Source organism: Microbacterium sp. AG157 (assembly GCF_003385695.1).
GTDB lineage: Bacteria > Actinomycetota > Actinomycetes > Actinomycetales > Microbacteriaceae > Microbacterium > Microbacterium testaceum.
Genome location: NZ_QRDK01000003.1, coordinates 179,420 through 200,827 on the forward strand (window position 1 = coordinate 179,420; position 21,408 = coordinate 200,827).

The 21,408-nt window shown below is 71.8% G+C and carries 18 protein-coding genes; 7 read left to right on the forward strand and 11 right to left on the reverse strand.

Features of this window, described 5'->3' with window-relative positions; translation table 11 throughout:
• Window positions 1-63: 63 nt before the first annotated feature.
• Entirely contained in the window at window positions 64-1,167 is a 1,104-nt protein-coding gene (locus tag DEU35_RS10220) for a S1 family peptidase (protein WP_258027915.1), read from the forward strand.
• Window positions 1,168-1,342: 175 nt separating this feature from the next.
• Here the strand turns inward: DEU35_RS10220 and DEU35_RS10225 are convergent, their stop codons facing one another.
• A complete protein-coding gene (locus tag DEU35_RS10225; RefSeq protein WP_116239439.1) occupies window positions 1,343-6,838 on the reverse strand; it encodes an alpha-L-arabinofuranosidase C-terminal domain-containing protein in 5,496 nt (1,831 codons plus the stop codon).
• A gap of 288 nt (window positions 6,839-7,126) precedes the next feature.
• Between DEU35_RS10225 and DEU35_RS10230 the strand changes: the two genes are divergently transcribed.
• Both DEU35_RS10230 and DEU35_RS10235 read left to right on the forward strand, forming a co-directional pair.
• Window positions 7,127-8,224: a S1 family peptidase gene (locus DEU35_RS10230; RefSeq protein WP_116239440.1), complete on the forward strand. Its 1,098-nt coding sequence runs from the start codon at window positions 7,127-7,129 to the stop codon at window positions 8,222-8,224.
• A 68-nt stretch (window positions 8,225-8,292) separates the two neighbouring features.
• A complete protein-coding gene (locus DEU35_RS10235) occupies window positions 8,293-9,270 on the forward strand; it encodes an acetylxylan esterase (protein WP_174799710.1) in 978 nt (325 codons plus the stop codon).
• Between the two features lie 80 nt (window positions 9,271-9,350).
• Here DEU35_RS10235 and DEU35_RS10240 read toward each other — a convergent pair whose 3' ends face one another.
• Window positions 9,351-9,911 carry an acyl-CoA thioesterase gene (locus DEU35_RS10240; RefSeq protein ID WP_103208260.1) on the reverse strand — a complete coding sequence of 187 codons (561 nt, stop codon included), beginning with the start codon at window positions 9,909-9,911 and terminating at the stop codon, window positions 9,351-9,353.
• A gap of 142 nt (window positions 9,912-10,053) precedes the next feature.
• Between DEU35_RS10240 and DEU35_RS10245 the strand changes: the two genes are divergently transcribed.
• Both DEU35_RS10245 and cofE read left to right on the forward strand, forming a co-directional pair.
• Entirely contained in the window at window positions 10,054-10,560 is a 507-nt protein-coding gene (locus tag DEU35_RS10245; protein WP_103208257.1) for a GNAT family N-acetyltransferase, read from the forward strand.
• A gap of 1 nt (window position 10,561) precedes the next feature.
• Window positions 10,562-11,344, forward strand: coding sequence for a coenzyme F420-0:L-glutamate ligase (gene cofE / locus DEU35_RS10250; RefSeq protein ID WP_116239441.1), 783 nt, complete (start codon window positions 10,562-10,564; stop codon window positions 11,342-11,344).
• A 99-nt stretch (window positions 11,345-11,443) separates the two neighbouring features.
• On the opposite strand, the gene DEU35_RS10255 is transcribed toward cofE, so the two are convergent.
• From DEU35_RS10255 to DEU35_RS10275, 5 genes are read right to left on the reverse strand one after another with little or no spacing between them, the layout of a single operon-like run.
• Window positions 11,444-12,052, reverse strand: coding sequence for an energy-coupling factor transporter transmembrane protein EcfT (locus tag DEU35_RS10255; protein WP_116239442.1), 609 nt, complete (start codon window positions 12,050-12,052; stop codon window positions 11,444-11,446).
• A complete protein-coding gene (locus DEU35_RS10260; RefSeq protein ID WP_116239443.1) occupies window positions 12,046-12,744 on the reverse strand; it encodes an energy-coupling factor ABC transporter ATP-binding protein in 699 nt (232 codons plus the stop codon). Before DEU35_RS10260 ends, DEU35_RS10255 begins: the two co-directional genes overlap by 7 nt.
• Entirely contained in the window at window positions 12,741-13,847 is a 1,107-nt protein-coding gene (locus DEU35_RS10265; RefSeq protein WP_116239444.1) for a thiolase family protein, read from the reverse strand. Before DEU35_RS10265 ends, DEU35_RS10260 begins: the two co-directional genes overlap by 4 nt.
• Window positions 13,835-14,911 carry a class I adenylate-forming enzyme family protein gene (locus DEU35_RS10270; protein ID WP_116239705.1) on the reverse strand — a complete coding sequence of 359 codons (1,077 nt, stop codon included), beginning with the start codon at window positions 14,909-14,911 and terminating at the stop codon, window positions 13,835-13,837. Before DEU35_RS10270 ends, DEU35_RS10265 begins: the two co-directional genes overlap by 13 nt.
• Window positions 14,908-15,510, reverse strand: a complete 603-nt coding sequence (locus tag DEU35_RS10275; protein ID WP_103208245.1) for a biotin transporter BioY — start codon at window positions 15,508-15,510, stop codon at window positions 14,908-14,910. Before DEU35_RS10275 ends, DEU35_RS10270 begins: the two co-directional genes overlap by 4 nt.
• A 54-nt stretch (window positions 15,511-15,564) precedes the next feature.
• Here DEU35_RS10275 and DEU35_RS10280 point away from each other — a divergent pair, with 54 nt between their 5' ends.
• On the forward strand, window positions 15,565-16,116 hold the full coding sequence (locus tag DEU35_RS10280; protein WP_116239445.1) for a TetR/AcrR family transcriptional regulator C-terminal domain-containing protein: 552 nt from the start codon (window positions 15,565-15,567) through the stop codon (window positions 16,114-16,116).
• A 166-nt stretch (window positions 16,117-16,282) separates the two neighbouring features.
• On the opposite strand, the gene DEU35_RS10285 is transcribed toward DEU35_RS10280, so the two are convergent.
• From DEU35_RS10285 to DEU35_RS10295, 3 genes are all read right to left on the reverse strand, one after another.
• Window positions 16,283-17,566, reverse strand: a complete 1,284-nt coding sequence (locus DEU35_RS10285; RefSeq protein WP_258873500.1) for a cytochrome b/b6 domain-containing protein — start codon at window positions 17,564-17,566, stop codon at window positions 16,283-16,285.
• A gap of 621 nt (window positions 17,567-18,187) precedes the next feature.
• On the reverse strand, window positions 18,188-19,153 hold the full coding sequence (locus DEU35_RS10290; protein ID WP_116239447.1) for an electron transfer flavoprotein subunit alpha/FixB family protein: 966 nt from the start codon (window positions 19,151-19,153) through the stop codon (window positions 18,188-18,190).
• Complete coding sequence (locus DEU35_RS10295) at window positions 19,153-19,929, reverse strand: electron transfer flavoprotein subunit beta/FixA family protein (protein WP_116239448.1); 777 nt, start codon at window positions 19,927-19,929, stop codon at window positions 19,153-19,155. The genes DEU35_RS10290 and DEU35_RS10295 overlap by 1 nt, the downstream gene beginning before the upstream one ends.
• Window positions 19,930-20,073: 144 nt before the next feature.
• Here DEU35_RS10295 and DEU35_RS10300 point away from each other — a divergent pair, with 144 nt between their 5' ends.
• Entirely contained in the window at window positions 20,074-20,601 is a 528-nt protein-coding gene (locus DEU35_RS10300; protein WP_116239449.1) for a MarR family winged helix-turn-helix transcriptional regulator, read from the forward strand.
• Between the two features lie 4 nt (window positions 20,602-20,605).
• Here the strand turns inward: DEU35_RS10300 and DEU35_RS10305 are convergent, their stop codons facing one another.
• Window positions 20,606-21,394, reverse strand: coding sequence for an enoyl-CoA hydratase-related protein (locus DEU35_RS10305; protein WP_103208233.1), 789 nt, complete (start codon window positions 21,392-21,394; stop codon window positions 20,606-20,608).
• Window positions 21,395-21,408: the final 14 nt, after the last annotated feature.

Consider the following 21,408-nt stretch of genomic DNA (forward strand, 5'->3'; position numbering starts at 1 on the left):
ACCCCGCCATTTATCCCCCTGGATGGAAGGTCACTCCACGTGAACCGCATATCGAAAACCGTCGTGGGTGCAGCAGCCCTCGGCCTGTTCCTGACCACCGCCGCCACCGCTCCCGCGCTGGCCCAGACCCCCACGTCATCGCCCGACGCGGCCGTCGACGGAGTCGACGCGCAGCTGCTCGAAGCGATGGCCGCCGATCTCGGCACCGACGTGTCGGGCGCGCAGGACGTCCTGCGTTTCCAGGCCGACGCGGCCGGGACCGCCGACGACGTCGCCGCCGCCGCCGGTGACGCCTTCGCCGGAACCTGGCTCGACGAATCGACGCGCACCGTCTACGCCGCGGCCACCACGGACGCCGCTCGCGAAGCGGCCGCCGACGCCGGGGCCGTCCCCGTCGCCGCGGAGCACTCGCTCGACGACCTCGAGGCGATCGCCGCGAAGCTCGAGGCGAGCCCCGCACTGCCCGACGTCATCCCCTCATGGTGGATCGACGTCGAGCAGAACGACCTCGTCGTCGACGTGGTCGCCGGCGGCGATCAGGCCGCGGCCGACTTCGTCGCGACCCTCGGCGCCCCTGCCGACGCCGTCCGCCTGGAAACCGGTGCCGAAGCGCCCGAGACCTTCGCGACGATCCAGGGCGGCATCGCCTACAACATCAACAACCAGAGCCGCTGCTCGGTGGGCTTCGCGGTGCAGGGCGGTTTCGTCACCGCCGGCCACTGCGGCGACGCGGGCGACAGCACCACCTACGGCACGTTCCAGGGCTCCTCGTTCCCCGGCAACGACTACGCCTGGGTCAGCACGCCCAACCACACCCCGGTCGGCTCGGTGTCGAACTACTCCGGCGGCTCCGTCGCCGTGAAGGGCTCGACGGCCGCCGCCGTCGGCGCGACCGTCTGCCGCTCGGGCTCGACCACCGGTTGGCACTGCGGCCAGATCCAGGGCTACAACTCCACGGTGCGCTACGCCGAGGGGTCGGTCTCGGGCCTGATCCGCACGAACGTCTGCGCCGAGCCGGGTGACTCCGGCGGCTCGCTCCTCGCGGGCAACCAGGCACAGGGCGTCACCTCCGGCGGTTCGGGCGACTGCACGAACGGCGGTACGACGTACTTCCAGCCCGTGAACGAGATCCTGCAGAACTACGGCCTGCGCCTGCTGACCAGCTGATCCCCTCCGGGTACCCCCGACGCCCGGTCGCCTCACGGCGGCCGGGCGTCGTTCTTTTCCTCACCCGATCAGGACGCCGCGGTCGCCTCACGGCGGCCGGGCGTCGTGCTCTCGCGTCTGCCGACGGGGATGCCGCGATCACGCGAACGCGGCGGCGGCATCCCCCGGTCTCGGCTCAGCCGATCGCGCCGCGGCGGCGCCTCAGAACCGCACCGATCAGCACCGCGAGCAGGCCGAGGGCGAGGGCACCACCCCCGACCGCGCCGCCGGTCACCGCGAGCGGCGAGGGCACCGAACCGGTCGAACCGCCCGGAGCCGGCGGAAGCACCGGAGAGGCGCCGTCAGCACCGGCCCGCACCTCGATGGCCACTGCGGCTTCGACGCCGCCGATACGCGCGATCACCCGATGCGCGCCCGCCGGGGTGTCGGCCGGGATCGTGACGTTCACGAGGAACGACCCGTTCGCGTCGGTGCGGACGGCCCCCAGCTGCACGGGAGTGGAACGCAGCTCGAGCTCACCGTCGGCGTTCGCCGGCCAGCCCAATCCCGACACCGTGATCACTCCGCCCGCGACGAAGTCGCCCGAGACCGACAGCGTCGGGTCTCCCGCGTTCGCGCCGATCGAGGTCGAGCCCGTCCCACTGACGTTGCCGGCCACGTCGACCGCGCGGTACGACACGGTCGTGGCCCCGTCACCGACGGCCACGGCCGCCTGCGCGCCGGCCGTCGTCGTCCAGGTCGCCGCGTCGCCGAGGCGGTACTCCACGCGCGCCACCCCCGAACCGCTGTCGCTCGCCGCGAGCGTGACGCTCCGAGCCGCGGCATCCGTCGTCGCCGTCGTCACCGGGGCGGTGCGGTCGAACTTCACCGCGGCCGTCACGGGGGTCGAGACGTTCTTCGACGCGTCGGTCGCCCGGAACGCGAGGTTCCAGGTCCCCTCCGCCGGGGTCACCGCACCGGTATATGCCGCCCAGGTCGTCCCCCCGTCGGTGCTGACCTCGAGGCGCGGTGCGGCGTCGACGTCGTCGGTGGCCGTGGCGGTGACGGACGGCTGCGAAACGAACCAGCCTTCGGCCCCGTCCGGCACGGCCGGCGTGGTCTGCACCGCCACCGTGGGCGCCGTCGTGTCGGCCTCGCGGGTGTGCATCCGCACGAACGTGACCGAGTACGGCTCGAAGGAGTGGGTGAAGCTGCTCGAGACCGCCATCTGCGAGGTCTTCGGTGCCACCGGCGTCTCGGTCGCGGTGTTCAGCGCCGAGGGGGCCGCCGCCAGGGTGGTCACGTCGGCCGTGGGCAGGACGCCGATCCCGCCGAGGTCGATCGTGGTCTCGGCGGCCTTGGCCTGGGCGTTGACGACCTTGAGCAGCACGTCACCGGTGGCGTCGTCCCGCGTCATGACCTGGGCGAAGGGTTCGACCTCGGTGTTGGTGAACTGTCCCTGCTGCACCCCGTCGGCGAACAGCGTCACCTGCGCGCCGCGCACCTGGATGCGCAGGTCGTAGGTGCGGTTCGTCTCGACGCGCGACAGGCCCGTGTCGGTGACGATCGACTTGGCGCCGCCCACGGCCTTCTCCACGACGCTGCGGGTGTTGCCCCAGCCGCCCAGGTTCCACCACATGTAGTCGGCGGATCCCTTCACCCCGAACCCGACGAGGAAGCCCTCGGCGCCGGCGAGCTTGGTGGCCTTGAGCGACACGTCGTAGTCGGTGGCGTCCATCGCGGGACCGGCGACGAGCGTGTTGTTCGCCGTCGTCGACGACTGCACGTAGCTGCCATCGGCCGCCGACCAGGAGCCCGCGCCCGCGAGCTTCGTCCACCCCTCGTCGTTCTTGTCGGCGAAGTCGTCGGAGAAGAGCGTCTTCCCGTCGGGCGTCGTGACCTTCACGTCGTCGTAGCGAGCGGAGGTGCTCCAGGTCGACAGGCCCACGGCACCGGAGACAGCGGTGGATGCCAGATCCCCGCCCGCCGTGGTCGGGATGACCCGGTCGCCGACGTTGCTCATGAAGAGCTTCTGCACCTCGTAGTTCGCCGAACCCCACACCTGGTCGCGGTCGAACCAGATGAGGTCGGGGCGCCACTGCACGTTGCTGGTGTCGGCCAGCAGCGGCGCGTACGACGCCATCTTGACCACGTCGGCGTTGCGTTCGAGGCCCGTCATGTACGCCGCCTCCGACAGGGCGTTGAAGAAGCGGTTGTCGCGCGAGGCGTACTCGCCGATCCACACCGCGGGTCCGCCCCGGTCGTACGAGTCGTACCGCTGGTTGTGCGAGAGGAACCATGAGGGGTCGCGGTAGTAGTGCTCGTCGACCATGTCGACCTTCTCGGCCCTGTTCTGCTCCCAGTGCTTCTCGAAGCTCGCGCCCTCGGCGTCGGGGCCCGAGTTGCTGATGAGGATCATGTCGGGATACTTCGCTTCGATGGCATCCCGGAACTGCACGAAGTTCGCCATGAACGCCTCGGGGTAGTTCTCCTCGTTGCCGATCTCGATGCGGTCGAGACCGAAGGGCGCGGGGTGGCCCATGTCGGCGCGGAGCTTGCCCCACGTCGTGTCGACGCCGCCGTTGGCGAACTCGATGAGGTCGAGGGTGTCCTGGATATGGCGCTGCAGCAGAGCCGGGTCGGTCGGCTGCAGGGCCTGACCGCAGCCGTTCATCAGAGCGGGGACGTCGGGCACGGGCTTTGCGCCGATGTCTTCCGCGAACTGGAAGTACTCGTAGTACCCGAGGCCCAGCGACTGGTTGTAGCCCCAGAAGTTGGCGTTGGTCGCGCGGGTCTCGACCGGGCCGACGCTGTCTTTCCACTGGTACGAGCGGGCGCGCTCGTAGTTCGAGTCGGCCGAGTAGTCCTCGTGGCTGTTGACGTTGACGATGCAGCCGCCCGGGAAGCGCACGAACTTCGGGTGCAGGTCGGCGATCTTCTGCGCGATGTCCTTGCGCAGGCCGTTCTCACGGCCCTTGAAGGTGTCGCGCGGGAACACCGAGACCTCGTCGAGGCGGAGCGTTCCCGCCCCTGCCGCCTGCACGAGCACGCGCGCGGCGTCGGTCGTGGCCGTCGCCGTGACGGAGCCGCGGTACTTCACCCAGCCGTCTCCCCCCACGGTCGCGGTGAAGGGATTCGACAGCACGGTGCCGTCGGCGGAGCGCAGCACGAGCGAGACGGGGCTTCCGGCGGTCGCGGTGGTGCGCGCCCAGAACGACACGTCGTAGACGCCGTCCTTCGTCAGGGCCACCCCGGTGTCGAAGCCGGCGTTCTCGACGCCGTACGTTCCCACACCGCTGTTCAGGTCGAGCTGCAGGTAGGTGCGGTTGCGCTCGTTCATGCGCTTGTCGTCGTCGACCGGCTTCGCCGATCCCGCACCGCCGCCGAGCGCCACGGGCGTCCACGCGGTCATCCCGGTGAAGCTGCGGTTGTCGACGGGCAGGAACTCGAACGAGCGGTTGCGCACGAGCTCGGCGTACAGGCCGCCGTCGGCCGCGTTGTTGATGTCCTCGAAGAAGACGCCGTACATCGCGTCGTCGATCTCGGCGCCGTCCTTGCCCGGGTCGGCCGTGATCGAGTAGTCCGCGGTCTCGTCCGTCGGGTACGCCGCGAGCAGCCTCTGCTGCTCGGCCGCGCTGATCGGCAGGACGGTCCCGTGACGCGGACGCGGCGGGAGGGTGGCATCCAGAACCGAGGTCCAGGTGCCCGACGCGATGTCGCGGGTCTCGAACATCATGTAGCCCTGGCCGCCGTGGTAGCTCGGCTGGTCGATCAGCATGTACCAGTGACCGGCTTCGGCGTTGTCGGCGAACACCGTCGGGCCCTCGCCGTTGGTGAAGGTCCCGCCCCAGGGGTTGGGCTGACCGACGCCGATCTGCTCCTTCACGAGCTGCCAGCCGGGGCTCGAGGTCGTGGTCGGAAGGGCTCCGGTGACGGTCGCGGTGAGCGTGGTCGAGCGCTCCTGGCGCACGGTCATCGACGCCTCGTCCTTGATGAAGCGGTAGTACGTGTCGCCATCGCGCACGACGGTGGCGTCGATCGTGCCCTTACCCGCGCCGCGCTGGACGTCGACCCACGGCTGCGGCTCGCTGAAGGTGACGAAGTCGCGCGTGGTGACCATCATCATGCGGTTGTAGGTGTCCGATGCCTTGCGACCCGCGGTGGACGCGCTCGGGTACAGGTTCGATGCCCAGTAGACGACGTACTCACCGCGGTCGGCGTCCCACGTGGCCTCGGGAGCCCAGGTGTTGCCTGCCAGCTCGCTCGACACGGTGATCTGCCGGAGCGGGCTCCAGGTCGCGAGGTCGTCGGACTGCCAGACGTTGAGCTTTCGGCTGCCGACCTCTTGCGCGCGGCCGAAGTCGCCGTTGTAGAGGTCGAACATGTTCAGATCGGTCGACAGCATGTAGAAGCGGTCGCCGTCGGGCGAGCGCATGACGAAGGGGTCGCGGATCCCCTTCTCGCCCTGGTCGGAGGTGAGCACGGGCTGGCCGTCGTTCAGGGTCAGCCAGTTCTTCGGGTCGTCACCACGGCTCGTGGCGAAAGAGATCTCCTCGTCCGTCGTCGTGCTCTCCCCGGTGAAGAACGGGAAGAAGTAGCCCTCGAGCTTCTGTTGCGCAGGCTTCGGCTGCACGACGAGATCGAAGGTGCGCGTGGTCTCACTCGACCCCTTCGCGATCGTCGCGGTGAGCGTCACCGTCACGGCCGCCGACCCGGTGGCCGGCCGTGTGACCTCGCCGGTCGGGGTGACGACCTGCGCGTTCGACGACGACCACGCCACCGACGTGCCGTTCGCCCCGGTCGCGGGAAGGGTCACGTTGCCGCGCACGTCGTCGGCATCCGGGATCGAGAGGGCCTTCGCGGCGGCGTCGACGTCGTGCTCGTTCGTCGGGGTGCCCTGTGCGACGAGCGCCTTCACCTCGGCGTCGGTCAGCGCGCTGTCGAAGATCGCGACGTCGCGCACGCCGCCCTTCCACACCCGATCGGGGTAGGACGAACGACCGATGTAGCCCACGAGGCCGGAGCCGAAGTCGGCGATCGATCGCGAGGTGGCGACGGTGCCGATCTTCGTCTCGCCGAGGTAGGCGGTGATCGAGGTGGGCGTGATGACCGTCGTATAAAGGGCCCACTCCGCGGTGGCGGTCGGGCCCGGGATGCCGCGGGTGCCGTCGGTCGGAGCGATTCCGCGTTCGAGGGTCCAGGGCTGGGCGATCCGCGGCCCGTCCGTCAGCACCGACTTGACCTGCCCGGCCGGGTTGGCGGGGTTGAGCAACCAGTACTGCTGGGGGAGGTTCTCCGTGGTGCCGAAGAACATCGCCGCCTGGTTGCCGGAGCCGGTGCGGTCCTGGAGCCAGGCGGAGACGGTGACGGTGCTGCGGCCGTCGAAGAGCCCCGGCGGCAGTTCGACATAGGCCGCCGACGATCCGTTCGCACCACCGGGGAGCGAAAGCGCATCGCCGTCGACGATCGCGCCGGTCCCGCGAATGACCGCGTCGCGACCGTGACCCGAGGCGTCGGGGACCGTGGTGCCCGAGACGGCGGCGAAGTCGTACGACGCCAGGGGTGTCGGCACGGGCGCCGCCGAGGCGGCAGCACCGGGAACGAGGCCGGCCAGAACGACGGCGGCGGCCGCGGCGATCGCTCCCACGCGGCGCACCGGCCCCTTGGGCAGATGGGGTCGTGACAGCACCATGGTCGTCCTCCTTGACGATGGGTGGCCGACTGAGGCCAGCGGCGACTGCGCTCCATGTGAGCGCTCACTATGCGTAGTCTCTGAGACCGCGAGGGAGAAAGTCAACGCTCAGATGCCCTTTTCCGTGCGTGTCCCTGATGCGATGTGAGGCTTCACAGAGGTAACGACCAGCTGGGAGAAATCTGGGCGATTGTCGTTTCCCGGCCAGGAAGGTGTTTTACTGCGGACGGGTACCCCAACCATTTATCCCCCTGGATGGAAGGTCACTCCGTGAACCGCATATCGAAAATGGCCGTGAGCGCATCCGCTCTCGGGTTGATCGCCGTTTCGGCGGCGGCTGCGCCCGCGCTGGCCCAACCGGCATTTGCCGTACCCTCACCTTCCTCCGAGACACAGCTGCTCGACGCCATGGCCGAAGCCCTCGGCACCGATGTCGCCGGCGCGCAGGACGTCTTGCGCTTCCAGGCCGACGCCACCGCCCTCACCACCACCGTCGCATCGGTCGTCGGCGACGCCTACGCCGGCGCGTGGATCGACGAGAGCAGTCGCACCGTCTATGCCGCCGCCACCAGCGACGCCGCCCGCGCGCTCGTGGCGAGCGCCGGTGCGACCCCCATCCCCGCCGACCACTCCCTGAGCGAGTTGGAGGGTCTCACCGCGCGCATCAGCGGTGCCGACCGCCCCGCGGGAGTCGCCTCGTGGCACGTCGACGTCGCCGCCAACGACGTCGTCGTCGAAGCCCTCCCCGGCTCCGAGACGAACGTGACGGCCTTCGTGACCGCCCTCGGCGCCCCCGCCGACGCGGTGCGCGTCGAGACGGCCGGCGGTGTTCCACAGACGTTCGACGACCTTCGCGGCGGCATCGCGTATTTCATCGAGAACCAGTACCGGTGCTCGATCGGTTTCGGCGTCGTGGGCGGCTTCGTCACCGCCGGCCACTGCGGCAGCCAGGGCGAGAGCACGAACTACGGCACCTTCGCGGGTTCGTCGTTCCCCGGCAACGACTACGCCTGGGTCTCGACGCCGAACCACACCCCGCTGGGCGAGGTCGTCGACTGGTCGGGCGGCAACGTGGCGGTCGCGGGCTCCACACCCGCGCCCGTCGGAGCGACGGTCTGCCGGTCCGGGTCGACCACCGGGTGGCATTGCGGTGAGATCCTCGCGTACGACACGTCGGTGCAGTACGGCAGCAACACCGTCAACGGTCTCATCGAGACCACCGTGTGCGCCGAGCCCGGCGACTCGGGCGGTTCGCTCCTCGCCGGCGATCAGGCGCAGGGCGTGACCTCCGGCGGATGGGGCGACTGCAGCAGCGGCGGGCAGACCTGGTTCCAGCCGGTGAACGAGATCCTCGACGCCTACGGCCTCACTCTGCTCACCAGCTGAGCCTCTCGTGACGCCCCGGCCGCCCTCGCGCGGTAGGGGCGTCGCCGTGCCCGCTACTGTCGATTCTCATGGCCGTGACCTTCACCGATATGCCCGTCGACCTGCTGCGCGCGTACCGCCCCTCCCTGGTCGAGCCCGCCGGTTTCGACGACTTCTGGAGCGAGACCCTGGCGACGGCGCGGGATGCCGCCCGCCCGGCATCCCTCACCCCGGTCGAGGCCCCGGTCACCGCGCTCAGCGTTCACGATCTGACGTTCACCGGCTTCGCGGGCGATGAGATCCGCGGGTGGGTCGTGCGTCCACACGGCGACGACGTCCTCCCCGCCGTCATCGAGTACATCGGCTACGGCGGTGGTCGCGGGCTCCCCGGCGAGAAGCTGTCGTGGGCGGCGGCCGGGTACGTCCACGTCATCATGGACACGCGCGGCCAGGGATCCACGTGGAGCACCGGCGACACCCCCGACCCGCACGGCTCGGCGGCCGCGTTCCCCGGTGTCATGACGCGCGGCATCCTCGACCCGCGCGACTACTACTACCGCCGCCTCTATACCGACGCCGCACGTCTGGTCGATGTGGTGCGCGAGCTCCCCGGCGTCGATCCCTCGCGCGTGGCCGTCACCGGGGGCAGCCAGGGCGGGGCACTGTCGATCGCGGCGGCTGCCCTCAGCGGCGGTGCGGTGGCGGCGGTCATGCCCGACGTGCCATTCCTGTGCGACATCCCGAACGCGATCGTTCGCACGCCGTCAGCACCCTTCACAGAGATCACGCGCTACCTGGCGGTGCACCGCGACGACGCCGAGCGCGCGCTGCACACTCTCTCGCACATCGACGGCGCGATCCTCGCGCGCCGCATCAGCGCGCCCGCCTACTTCTCCGTCGGCTTCATGGACGATGTCGTGCTGCCATCGGGAGTATTCGCGGCGTTCCACGCACTGACCTCCGACGACGCGGCGATCGAGGAGTACACCTACAACGGCCACGAGGGCGGCGGCCACCGCCACTGGATGAAACAGGTGGCCTGGCTCGACGCGCGCTTCGGCCGGTAAGGACGGCACCGAGCACCGGTCGGCCCCGCCTCAGCGGCGCGTCCACGGCGCGTCCCACCGCGCCGGCGAGGGGTGACCCCTCACTCCCAGACGCTGGGCGCGGGCCGCTTCGTCGACGGCAGCGCCGACCCCGCGGCCCAGTCGTGCACCCACTGCTCGATGTCGGGCAGCCCCTCGGGGCGGCCGACCGCGGCGAAGAGCTCGTCGTGCGGGACCGTGCCACCGGTGCGGCGCAGGATACGGGCGCGGATCATGGCGCGGGCGTAGATCTCACCGTTCACCAGCGCGCGGTGTTCCAGGTAGACGGCGCGGTCGTCGTGTCCGATCAGTCGCGTCTCGAGCTCGAACCGCTGCCCGAGTTCGAGAGAACGACGGAACGTGATGGTCTCGGCGGCGACCACCGCGTACCAGCCCTGCGCGGTCATCGCGGCCAGCAGCCCGGTGCGCGTCAGCAGATCCCAGCGCCCGAGGTCGAACAGCGACAGATAGCGGCCGTTGTTCAGGTGGCGCAGCAGATCGATGTCGGTGGGGAGCACGCGGATCGACATGCGGGCCACGGTGTTCGGATCGATGGGGCCTTCGCGACGAAGACGACGGCGAGCACGAGCCAGCACCAGCAGGGTGCGCCAGAGGACGTTCACGAGGGGCGAGCGTAGCGATGCGACGACGGATCGGCGATCCCGTTGTGGGTTCACCACAAGATGGCCGCGTCGATGTATAGCGCATTCGACGGGCCCCTCGGCTCGATTTCACCCGCGACGACCCCCCGCGTAGAGTCGCGCCATGACTGCGGAAGCCCGAACCGACATCGTCGTCCGTCCGGTAAGAGATGTGGATGCCGAGGCCCTCGGCCGCGTGCACGCCACCTGCTGGCACGAGACCTACGACCACCTGATCAGCAAGGCCGCCCTCGAGGCGGTCTCTCCGCGACGCATGGCCGAACTCTGGACCCACTGGGCCGCCCAGGGCGAGGACTACCGCATGCACGCGGCCCTCGTCGACGGCGAGATCGTCGGCTTTGTCGGCTCGGGCCCCGCCCGTGACGACGACGCTCCCCGCGAGCGCGAGCTGTACTTCATCTACCTGCTCGACGCGTACCACGGCACCGGCATCGGCCAGCAGCTGTTCGACGCCGCGATCGACGGCGGCGAGGGCGTGTACCTCTGGGTCGCCGACGACAATCCGCGCGCGCACCGCTTCTACACGCGCAACGGCTTCGCGCTCGACGGTGCCTCCCAGGTGCAGCCCTTCCTCGGCGAAGAGCTCACCGAGGTGCGCTTCGTCCGCTGACGTGCTGCAGATCTGGGCCCTCGACGGCATCCGCGAGATCACCCCGGGCGACGACCTCGTCCGGGTGATCCTGGATGCCACGACCGAGCCCCTGCGTGACGGTGCCGGCGGGTCGCTCCGCGACGGTGACATCGTGGTCGTCACGAGCAAGATCGTGTCGAAGGCCGAGGGCCGGATCATCCATGCCTCGGACCGCGAGGACGCCATCACGCGCGAGACCGTGCGTCTCGTGGCATCCCGCACCTCTCCCACCGGGCACGTGACGCGCATCGTCGAGAACCCTCTCGGGATCGTCTCGGCGGCCGCCGGGGTCGACGCCAGCAACACCCCCGAGGGCACCGTGCTGCTGCTGCCGGTCGATCCCGACGCGTCCGCGCGCGCCCTGGCGACCGGGCTGCGCGCCGCGACGGGGGCCCACGTGGGCGTGATCGTCACCGACACCCTCGGCCGCGCCTGGCGCGAGGGCCAGACCGACCACGCCATCGGCGCGGGCGGCGTGCACGTGTTCGAAGATCTCCGTGGGACGACGGATGCCGAGGGCCGCCCCCTCGTGGTGACCCTGCCGTGCGTGGCCGACGAGATCGCCGCGGCCACCGACCTCGTCAAGGGCAAGGCCGCACGACGGCCCGTGGCGATCGTGCGCGGGCGCGGAGACCTGGTGGGCGACCTCGACCTGCCCGGCGCCCGCTCGATCGTGCGCGATCCCGTCCGCGACATGTTCCGCCAAGGCGCCGACGAGGCCTATGCCGAGGGCTTCGCGGCCGGTCGGGCCGCCGCGGGGTAGAGGCTGTTCCGCCGCGGCCGCCCCGGTGAGCCTCCGTGCGCGAGGTCGCTCGTCCGGCGCGAGAGCGGATCATGCGACGTCGGTCGCCGCGGACAGGCCTCAACGGATGCCGCGCGCCGCGAGAGCGTCGCCGAGGTCATCGGCGTGACGCAGGGCGACCACCAGAAAGGGCAGGGCGCCGCGCGCGAATGACGGGCGCAGTCCCCGTGCGCGCTGCGCCTCGCGCACCTCGGCGGCGAGGCGCGCGAGAACAGGGATCGTCGTCAGCGTCACGGTCAGCAGGAGTGCTACCCGTACCGGATCGATGCCGATCAGACCGAGCGGCGTCATCCCGCGTTCCATCGCGTCGAGCATCGACGACACCCGCGTCGTCAGCGGCAGCAGCCCCACCACGAGCAGTGCCGACACCACCCGTGCCGTGTTGACCGCGGCGGACTCGGGCCCGAGGAAGATCAGTTGGCCCACGCCGGTGAGCACGACGACCCCGCGCAACGCCCACCCCTGCCTCGCCAGTTCGCGGACGCCGGACACGACCCCCATCCCGGCACCGAGGTACAGCACCGCCGGCACGACGACGGCGATCAGCGCCCCCGCCCACGAGAACGGCAAGGCCGCGAGCAGGAGCGCGACGACCGTCAGGAGCGTGATCTTCGGGCCCGCCGGCATCCGATGCATCCATCCGCCGCCCGGGCGGTACAGGCTCAGCACGACAGCGCCGTGTCATAGGCGTCTACGACGTCTGCGGCGACCCCGGATGCCACGACCCGCCCGTCCGCGAACAGCACCGCCGCCTCGCACCGGCGCGCGAGAGCCAGGTCGTGGGTGACGAGGACGAGCGTGTGCCCGGTGTCGGCGAGCAGATGACCGGCGACCGTTCGAGCGTTACGGGCGTCGAGAAAGGCTGTCGGCTCGTCGGCCACGACCACCCGGGGCCGGCGCACGAAGGCCCCGCACAATGCCAGCAGCTGCTTCTGCCCACCGGACAGATCGTGCGCGGCCCGGTCGCCGAGGCCGCCGAGGCCGAAACGGACCAGTGCCTCGCTGACGCGCAGATCGCGCTCCGCCCGCGCCAGGCGCTCGGGCCGGAGCGAGAGCGCGACGTCTTCCGACACCGTGGGCATGACGATCTGCGCGTCAGGATTGCTCAGCACCAGGGCGACGCGACGGCGATGCCCCGCGGCGTCCGTGTCGGGGTCCCGCCCGCAGACCTCGAGCGCGCCCTCGGTGCGGCGGACGAGCCCGGCCACGACTCGAGCGAATGTCGACTTGCCCGAGCCGTTGTCGCCCACCACGGCGATCGTGCGGGCGTCGAGGTCGAGAGTCACGTCGCGCAGCACCACGCGGTCGTCGAGGCGCACGCCGAGACCCGCGCAGCGCAGGGTCGCACCCGGGCCCGTCACCGCACGACCTCGAACACCGCGGCGATGCCCAGGCCGCCGCCCACCGACGCCGCGGCCACACCGTAGGCGCCCGCGGGCGCTCCGGCACGCACGAGACGGCTGAACAATCGCACGACGGCGACCGCGCCACTCGCGCCCCACGGGTGTCCCAGCGCGAGGGCGCCGCCATCGGCGCAGACCCGTGGATCGTCGTCGGCGAGCCCGAGGCGCGACAACACCGCGATGCTCTGCGCGGCGAACGCCTCGACGATCTCGAAGGCGGCGACCTCGACCAGCTCGACGCCCGCGTCGGTCAGGGCAGCCTCGACGGCGAATGCCGCGCCGACACCCGGGAGGGCGGGGTCGCAGCCGACGACGGCGGACCCGCGCAGCGCCAGCCCCGTCGCTGCTCCCGCTGGCGCGATCGCCACCGCCGCGGCGCCGTCCCCGATCCGCGTCGAGGTGCCCGCGGTGACCGTGCCTCCGGGGAACAGCGGCGCCAGCCGCGCCAGCACCGTCGCACCGGTACCCGCAGCTTCGTCCTCGCGCACGCCGTCGACCGCGACGATCTCCGCGACGAGACGACCCGCCGACCGCGCGGCCGCGGCCCGTGCGTGACTGCGCTCGGCGCACGCGTCCTGCCGCGCCCGCGTGAGCCCGTCGTGGCGGGCGAGATCCTCGGCGGCACGGAGCATATCGGGGTCGGCGAACCCCGCGGGGGCGAACGGCGCCCGGGCGTATGCGGTGCCGTCGATGCTGCGAACGGGCGCGGTCGAGGCGCTCTCGACGCCTCCCGCCACGCGGTGACGGCCGTCCGTGCGCACCGCGAGAGCGGCGTCCAGGATCGCGGAGAGCCCGCTGCCGCACTGCCGGTCGACGGCGCCGCCCGGCACGGTCGGCCCCAGACCCGCCGCGAGAGCCGACAGCCGGCCGGGGTTCCCCCCGGGGCCCATGCAGTTGCCCATCACCACGTCGGCGATCGGGGGTGCCCCCGCGTCGGCGACGACCGCCGCGACGACGGCGCCGCCCAGACGAGCCACGTCGGCGCGCGCGAGTCCGCGTCCGCGCACGGCGAGCGCGCTGCGGCGGGCGGCGACGACGACCGGGTCCGTCACGGACACCACGGGGCGTCCTCGACCTGACGTGCGATCTCGGCACGCGCGGGCTTGCCCGACGGCGTGCGCGGAATCTCACCGACGAACCACCGTCGCGGTCGATGCGAGGGCGCGAGACGTTCCCCTGCCTCGGCGCGCAGATCGATCGCGGCACCGGCGTCGATCTCGACGAGGGCCGCGACGAGAGCGCCGACGCCGGGGCGCGGCATCCCGAACACGACGGCGTCCCGCACACCGGGGATCTCGCGCAGCGACACCTCGACGTCTTCGGGGACGACCGTCGCGGACGCGCTGAGGATGGCCCCGTCGCGACGGCCGCGCAACCGGAGCCGGCCGTCGTCCCACTCCGCCCGGTCGCCGACGGTCGCCCACCTGCCCGCGCGGTGCAAGGGGCCGTCCGATCCGAGATATCCGGATGCCACGAACGCCGATCGCACCCACACCTCGCCGCCGCGCACGTCGAGCTCCGCACCCGGGAAGGCCCGGAGGCCGTCGCCGAGGTCGACCGCGACGAAGGAGAGTTCGGCGGCGCCGTAGTAGGCGATCACGCGGATGCCCGCTGCTTCGGCGCGGGCGCGCAGCGCCGGGTCCACGGCCGAGCCGCCCACCAGCGCCACTCGCATCGCGTCCGGAGCACCGCGGTCGAGGACGGCCCGCAGGTTCTCGGGGGTGCCGTGCAGGCAGGTCGCTGCGGCGTCGACACCGAGCCGCACGCGCGGCCCCCCGGCGGCCGCGTGGGCCAGCGAGAAGAGGGTGAGCGACGCGGCGGGCGGGGACGGCAGCGCGAGGATGTCGTCGGGACCGACGTCGAGCAGATCCGCCACCGTGTCGAAGGATGCCTCCCAGGACTCGGCCGTCCGCAGCACGATGCGTGCCGCCCCGCTGCTCCCCGAGGTCAGGGTCGCCCACGCCGTCCCGGCCGGCACGGCCGTTCCGGATGCCCGCCTCGCGATGCCCGCGCGCTGCGAATCGCTCCATCGCGGATCGGCGATGAGGACGGCGTCCCCCGCCGCCCGGACGTCACGGATCCGCTCGGACAGGCCGCGAGCGGCCCCGTCCACGACGACGATCATGCCGCGGCGCCCACCCGGGTGCGGTCGGGCGCGGGTGCGATGCGCCACGCGCGACGGAAACCCCGGGGGTACGCCCGCACGAGCACGGTGACGATCACCGTCGCGAGGGTCGCCTTGACGATGTCGCCGGGGAGGAAGACGAGGCTGGTGACCGCGGTGTCACCCAGCGGGAGACGCGTGACCGCGCTCTGCACCGGGATGCCCAGGGCGTAGATCGCGCCGATTCCCCCGGCGACCATCGCCAGGGCCGTTCGCCACGCGACCGGACGACGACCGCCCGCGTGCACGATCAGCCCCACCACGACAGCACCCAGGATCCACCCGATCGCGTAGCCGGCCGACGGCCCGAGGAAGACTCCCAGGCCGCCGCGGCCTCCGGCCAGAAGAGGGAGTCCCGCCGCGACGAGTGCCAGGAGCACCGTGACCGCGAGTGCCCCGAACCACGGGCCCAGCACGGCGCCGGCGAGCATGACGCCGAGCGTCTGGGCCGTGATGGGCACGCCGCCCACGAGCGGGAAGCTGCCCGGCAACCCGAGCACCGCGATGAGGGCCGCGAAGACGGCGATGCGGGCGAGGTCGGTGACATCGGGGGTGCGCATGGGCTTCCTTCCTGAACGCTGTTCACCTGAACGGCGTTCACTATACTCATTCGCATGGCTCCCCGTGGACACTCCGCAGACGATGTCGCTCGAACGGCCTTGCGAATCCTCGACGATCACGGCCTCCCCGACCTCACGATGCGACGGCTCGCGACAGCGCTCGAGGTGCAGCCGAGCGCTCTCTACTGGCACTTCCCCAACAAGCAGGCGTTGCTCGCCGAGTTGTCCGATCGGATCGTGAGGCGCATGGCATCCGGCACCTCCGACGACCTGCGCACGCGGGCCGGCGCCCTGCGCGACGCCCTACTGGCCTATCGCGACGGCGCCGAGGTCGTCTCCAGCACGCTCGCCCTCGGCCTCGGCTCGACGCTCGCGCACGACCGGCTCGCCGACGCCGTCGCCGCCGACGGCTTCGCCCCCGACACCGCCCGGCGGGTCGCCACCACGGTGCTGCACTACGTGCTCGGATTCGTCTGGCACGAACAGCAGCGCCTGCAGTACGACAGCGCCGGTGTACGCGAGGGCACGACCGGGCTCGCGAGCGACGACTTCGACTTCGGCCTCGAGCTCATCGTCGCGGGACTGCGCGCGCGCCGGCGGGTCTGACCGACGCCCGGCCCCTCGGCGGCGAGGACGCGGGTGTGCCGCGGGCCGCGCGGCGGGCGAAGCCGCGGGAGCGACGAGGCCGCAGGCGGTCATTCGCGATGTCGTGGCCGTCGACGAACGGGCGCGTCTTCGAGAGTCTTCGGCGGGCTTCCGCTCGGGTGGCGGGTCAGCGCTGTTTGACCTCGCCGAACAGGCGCGCGATCGGCACGAGCACCGCGGGGCGCGCGGCCACCCATGCTGCGGCCATCACGACGAGGGATGCCGCGAAGATCAGCAACCCGGTCGGGTCACTGCTGAACGCCTCCGGGTCGACCGACCCGCGCGCGGCGTACATGTGGTTCAGATTGCGCAGGGCGCCGGTGGCGAGCACGAGCGCGACGTGCACGATGATGAACGCGACGAAGAAGAGCATGGTGGGGAAGTGGACCTTGCGGGCCCACTCGATCGGGTACAGGCGGTTCAGCTTCTCGGCGTTCTTCGGCCACACACCCGACAGGCGCACACCGCTGACGATCGCGAGAGGCGCCGCGACGAAGGTGATCGCGAAGTACGACAGCTGCTGCAGGCTGTTGTAGTTCACCCAGCCGTTCTCGGTGGGCCAGTCGAGAGAGGCGTACTGCAGGGCGGCCGAGAGCGCGTTGGGGAAGACGTCCCACGAGGTGGGCACGATCCGCATCCACTGCCCGGTGACGAACAGCAGCACCACGAAGACGACGCCGTTCGCGATCCACAGGATGTCGAGCGCCTGGTGGAACCACAGCGCGAGACTGATGCGGCGCTTCTTGTTGCTCCGCGGCGACCAGAACGCCGCAGGCCTCTTCTCGCGGCGCACCTGCCAGCCGGTGCGGATGATGAGCAGCAGGAAGAAGCTGTTGAGGAAATGCGACCAGTTCAGCCAGGCCGGGAGCCCGACCGGCGCCGACGCGGGCAGCGGGTACTCACCGGGGAACGCGGCGAGGAACTCGCGCCCCGGGCCGATCGCGAGCACGAAGCGCGCGAGCAGCACGACGATGCCGACGAGGGCGAGCGCGAAGACGCCGAGCACCGCGGTCGAACCGAGCACCTGGACGGGCGAGTAGTCGCCGAGCGCGACACGAGCCCCGGGCCGCGGCGGGGTCGCCGCCGCACGCTTCTGCCCCGCGACCCCCGCCGTCGCTGCGTGGCTTCGGGCCGCAGCTCCCGGCCAGACCGTGCGGGGAACGGTCAGCGCCGGGCGCGCGGGCGCCGACGCGGAGGGGATGCCGCTCTGCGCCGCCGGAATGCGATTCGCCTGGGGGCTACCGGGCGGCGCAGTCGGACCCGCCGGCGCGCGCCCGGTCGGGGCAGCCCCACCCTGATCGGATCCGCGCGACATCGCAGGGTTCCCGGCATCCCGTTCGCTCGTCGTCATGGCTTCCGCGGCCCCGGCCTCCGCACCGAAAGCGGATTCGCTCTCCAGAATCGGACGCACCGGCACCGCCGATCCGATTCCGCCGCGATTCTCCGATTCTGCGGCGTCGCGAGGGCGCGCGGCCCCGGACGGATTCGCGGATGCCGGCGGCCAGGGCTCCCCGCCCGGCTCGCGGGGCAGACCCCGGCGCACGGCATCCGCCCCCGGGGCCGAGGGGGACGACTGCGGCTTGGTCTCCGCATTGACGGGCTCGGGCGGGGGCGCGGGCGCGGGAAGTGACGGTGCCGGGGAGCGCACACCGGAGCGGCCGGACGGAACAGTGGATGCCGGCGGCCAGGGCTCCCCGCCCGGCTCGCGCGGGAGCCCCCGGCGCACACCGGTCGCCGCGGGATCCGATGTCGCGCTCTCGTGTTCCGGTCCGATCACGCGACTTCCGGCCTCAACGGATTCGGAAGCGTGCACCGGATTCGGACGCGGAGTCGCCTCTGATCCGAATTCATCGCGCGGACCCGAATCCGCTGCGGGTGAGCCGGCGCCCCGCTTCTCGACGGCAGACGCGGCACCATCCGCGGCATCCTGAGGCGGACGCGCCGCGGACGCGCCAGGGCCCGCGGGCGGCCAGGGCTCCCCACCGGGGACGCGCGGCAGCCCGCGACGCGGAGTGCGGGGTGTGGACGCCATCTACTTCTTGTGGGCCTCTAGCGCGCTGATGAGTTGCGGGACGACGGTGAACAGGTCTCCGACGATACCGAAGTCGGCGATGTCGAAGATGGGCGCCTCGGGGTTCTTGTCGATCGCGACGATCGTGCGAGCGGTCTGCATGCCCGCGCGGTGCTGGATCGCACCCGAGATCCCCAGGGCGACGTACAGCCTCGGCGAGACCGACACTCCCGTCTGCCCGACCTGCGCGGTCGCGGGCACGTACCCCGCGTCGACGGCCGCACGCGAGGCGCCGACGGCGGCCCCGAGCGCATCGGCGAGCTGCTCGACCAGGGCGAAGTCCTCTTTCGATCCCACGCCCCGCCCACCCGCGACGACGACGTCCGCACCGCGCAGCTCGGGCCGCGTCGAGGGCGCCGACGTCTCGGAGAACGCCTCGACGCGCGCGGAGGGGATTCCGGATGCCGACTCCTCGAGGGCCCGCACGGCGAGCGGCTGCGCGTCGAGGCGACCCTCGACGGAACCGTGCCGCAGGGTCGCGACGAGGGGTCCGAAGGTGGGCGCGCCGTCGACGGTGAAAGCGCCGCCGAACGCCGAATGGTGGGCGACGACCCCGAGATCGTCGCGGGAGACGCCGACCACGTCCGTCGCAAGCGGCAGGCGCAACCGCACCGCGAGGCGGGCCACGATGTCGCGGGATTCGACCGCGTTGGACGCCAGCACGAGGTCGGGACCCTCGGCCGCCACCGCGGCGGCGAGCGCGTCGACCGCCGGACCGGTCAGCGCGGTCGGGTCGACCGCGGCGGTGAGCACGCGCACCGCACCGAGTTGTGCGGCCTCTTCGGCGGAGCGCTCGAGCGCGGCGTCGGGGGCCGCGATCACCGCGACCGGCTCCCCCACCGCGGCGGCGGCCACCAGCAGCCCGGGAGACGAGGCCGCGAGCGCACCGGAGGGCAGCACCTCGAGCAGCACCAGAGTGACGCTCATCACGCCACCCCCTCGGCCACGAGGAAGGCCGCGAGCTTCTCACCGGCGTCGCCCTCGTCGACGATCGTGGTCCCGGCCGCGCGCGGCGGCCTCTCGGCGACCGACAGCATGATGTACCGGGCCTGGGCAGGGTCTTCGACCTCGACGCCGAGTTCGCCGGCATCCAGCGTCTCGTACGACTTCTTCTTGGCGGCCATGATGCCCTTGAACGTCGTGAACCGCCCCTCGGGGAGCGCCTCGGTCACCGAGACCACCGCCGGCAGCGATGCCGACACCCGCATCGTCCCGGCGTCGCTCACGCGCTCGCCGGACACGGCGTCGTCGGTGACCTCGAGACTCGACAACGCGGTCAGCTGCGGCACACCGAGGAGCTCGGCGACCATGGCGGGAACGACTCCCCCGCCGCCGTCGGTGGAGAGGTTGCCCGCGATCACCAGGTCGAAACCCGTGCGCCGAACCGCGGCCGCGAGGACGTCGGCCGTCAGCAGCAGATCGGCACCGCGCAGGCCGTCGTCGACGACGTGCACGGCCGAGGTCGCGCCCATCGCGAGGGCCTTGCGCACGGTCGCGGCGGCCGAGGCGGGAGCCATCGTGAGCACGACGACCTCGGTGCCGGGGTGCGCGTCGGCGTGGGCGAGGGCGGCTTCGACCGCGCGCTCGTCGATCTCGTCGAGCACGGGGGCCGATGCGGCGCGGTCGGCGAGACCTGTCTCGAGGTCGAGGCGACGCTCACCCCACGTGTCGGGAACTTCTTTGACCAGCACCACGATCTTCATCGACCTGGCTCCTTCGGTGAGGGGACGGATGCCGCGATCCCGCGGCGGCGGTCGAGCCCGCGGCGAGAGGGCTCCGACCACCTCAGCCATCGCCCCGCAGCGCGCACCGCGGGCGAACGGTACCGTGAAACGCGAGGAGGACCGATGACGCGACGACTGCCTGTCGACCCGATCGCCGAGGCGAAGCGCCAGTGGCTCGCGCACGGATGGGACGACGCCGCCGACGGCATGACGGTGGTGACCTCGGTGATCCGTGCGCACCAGTTGCTCATGGCATCCATCGATCGGGCGTTGAAGCCGTTCGACCTGTCGTTCTCGCGGTTCGAGATGCTGCGGCTGCTCGCCTTCACTCGCGAGGGGCGGATGCCGATGGCCAGCGCCATCGCGCGCCTGCAGGTGCATCCGACGAGCGTCACCAACACGGTCGAGCGCCTCGCGCGCGACGGCTTCGTGACGCGCGAGCCGCACCCCACCGACGGGCGCGCGGCGCTGCTCGCGCTCACCCCGGACGGGCGACGGCGGGTCGATGAGGCCACGACGGCCCTGAACGAGGTGTTCGCCGACCTGGGTCTCGACGACGACGACGCGACGGCGCTCGTGCGGATCATCGCGCGCTTCCGCAAGGGTGCCGGCGACTTCGCCGACCCCTCACCGGTTCCCGATCCGCTCTGAGCTCTCATCGGTGCGTGAACGACGGCGCCCGCTTCTCGCGGAACGCCGCCATCCCCTCCTTCTGGTCGGCGGTGTCGAACAGCGCCGCAAAAGCCTGACGCTCGAACCGCACCCCCTCGGCGAGTGTCGACTCGAGCGCGACGTCGAGCGCCGCCTTCGCCGCGTACAGCGCGGGGAGGGGCTTCTCGGCGATCGTCTGCGCCACCTTCTCGGCCTCGTCGAGCAACTCCGCCGCGGGCACGATGCGTGAGACGAGCCCGGCCCGCTCGGCCTCGGCGGCGTCGATCATGCGGCCGGTGAGCACCAGCTCGGCGGCCTTGTAGTACCCCAGCGCCCGCACGAGCCGCTGCGTCCCGCCCATGCCCGGAATCACACCGAGCTGCACCTCGGGCTGTCCGAACTTCGCCCGATCGGATGCCAGGATCACATCGCACATGAGAGCGAGCTCGCACCCGCCGCCCAGGGCGTACCCCGAGACCGCGGCGATCACGGGCGTACGGACGGCGGCGAAGCGCGCCCAGGCGCCGAAGTGGTCGGTGAGCATCATGTCGAGACCCGACTTCTGCTCCATCTCTTTGATGTCGGCGCCCGCGGCGAAGGCCTTCTCGCTCCCGGTCACCACGATCGCGCCGACGCCCTCGTCGGCGTCGAACGCCTCGGCCGCCGCGACGACCTCGGTCATGGTTCGCGTGTTCAGCGCGTTCAGGGCCTCGGGACGATCGAGGGTGATCCACCCGACGCGTCCACGCTGCTCGACGCGGATCGTCTCGTATCCGGCATCCGGCTCGGTCATGGTGACTCCCGTCG

Coding starts and splice junctions, on each gene's coding strand:
- DEU35_RS10290 (WP_116239447.1), bottom strand. CDS start 19,153: ATGAGCGTCACTCTGGTGCTGCTCGAGGTGCTGCCCTCCGGTGCGCTC.
- DEU35_RS10245 (WP_103208257.1), top strand. CDS start 10,054: ATGACTGCGGAAGCCCGAACCGACATCGTCGTCCGTCCGGTAAGAGAT.
- DEU35_RS10295 (WP_116239448.1), bottom strand. CDS start 19,929: ATGAAGATCGTGGTGCTGGTCAAAGAAGTTCCCGACACGTGGGGTGAG.
- DEU35_RS10270 (WP_116239705.1), bottom strand. CDS start 14,911: ATGATCGTCGTCGTGGACGGGGCCGCTCGCGGCCTGTCCGAGCGGATC.
- DEU35_RS10235 (WP_174799710.1), top strand. CDS start 8,293: ATGGCCGTGACCTTCACCGATATGCCCGTCGACCTGCTGCGCGCGTAC.
- DEU35_RS10225 (WP_116239439.1), bottom strand. CDS start 6,838: ATGGTGCTGTCACGACCCCATCTGCCCAAGGGGCCGGTGCGCCGCGTG.
- DEU35_RS10230 (WP_116239440.1), top strand. CDS start 7,127: ATGGCCGTGAGCGCATCCGCTCTCGGGTTGATCGCCGTTTCGGCGGCG.
- DEU35_RS10305 (WP_103208233.1), bottom strand. CDS start 21,394: ATGACCGAGCCGGATGCCGGATACGAGACGATCCGCGTCGAGCAGCGT.
- DEU35_RS10280 (WP_116239445.1), top strand. CDS start 15,565: ATGGCTCCCCGTGGACACTCCGCAGACGATGTCGCTCGAACGGCCTTG.
- DEU35_RS10300 (WP_116239449.1), top strand. CDS start 20,074: ATGACGCGACGACTGCCTGTCGACCCGATCGCCGAGGCGAAGCGCCAG.
- DEU35_RS10275 (WP_103208245.1), bottom strand. CDS start 15,510: ATGCGCACCCCCGATGTCACCGACCTCGCCCGCATCGCCGTCTTCGCG.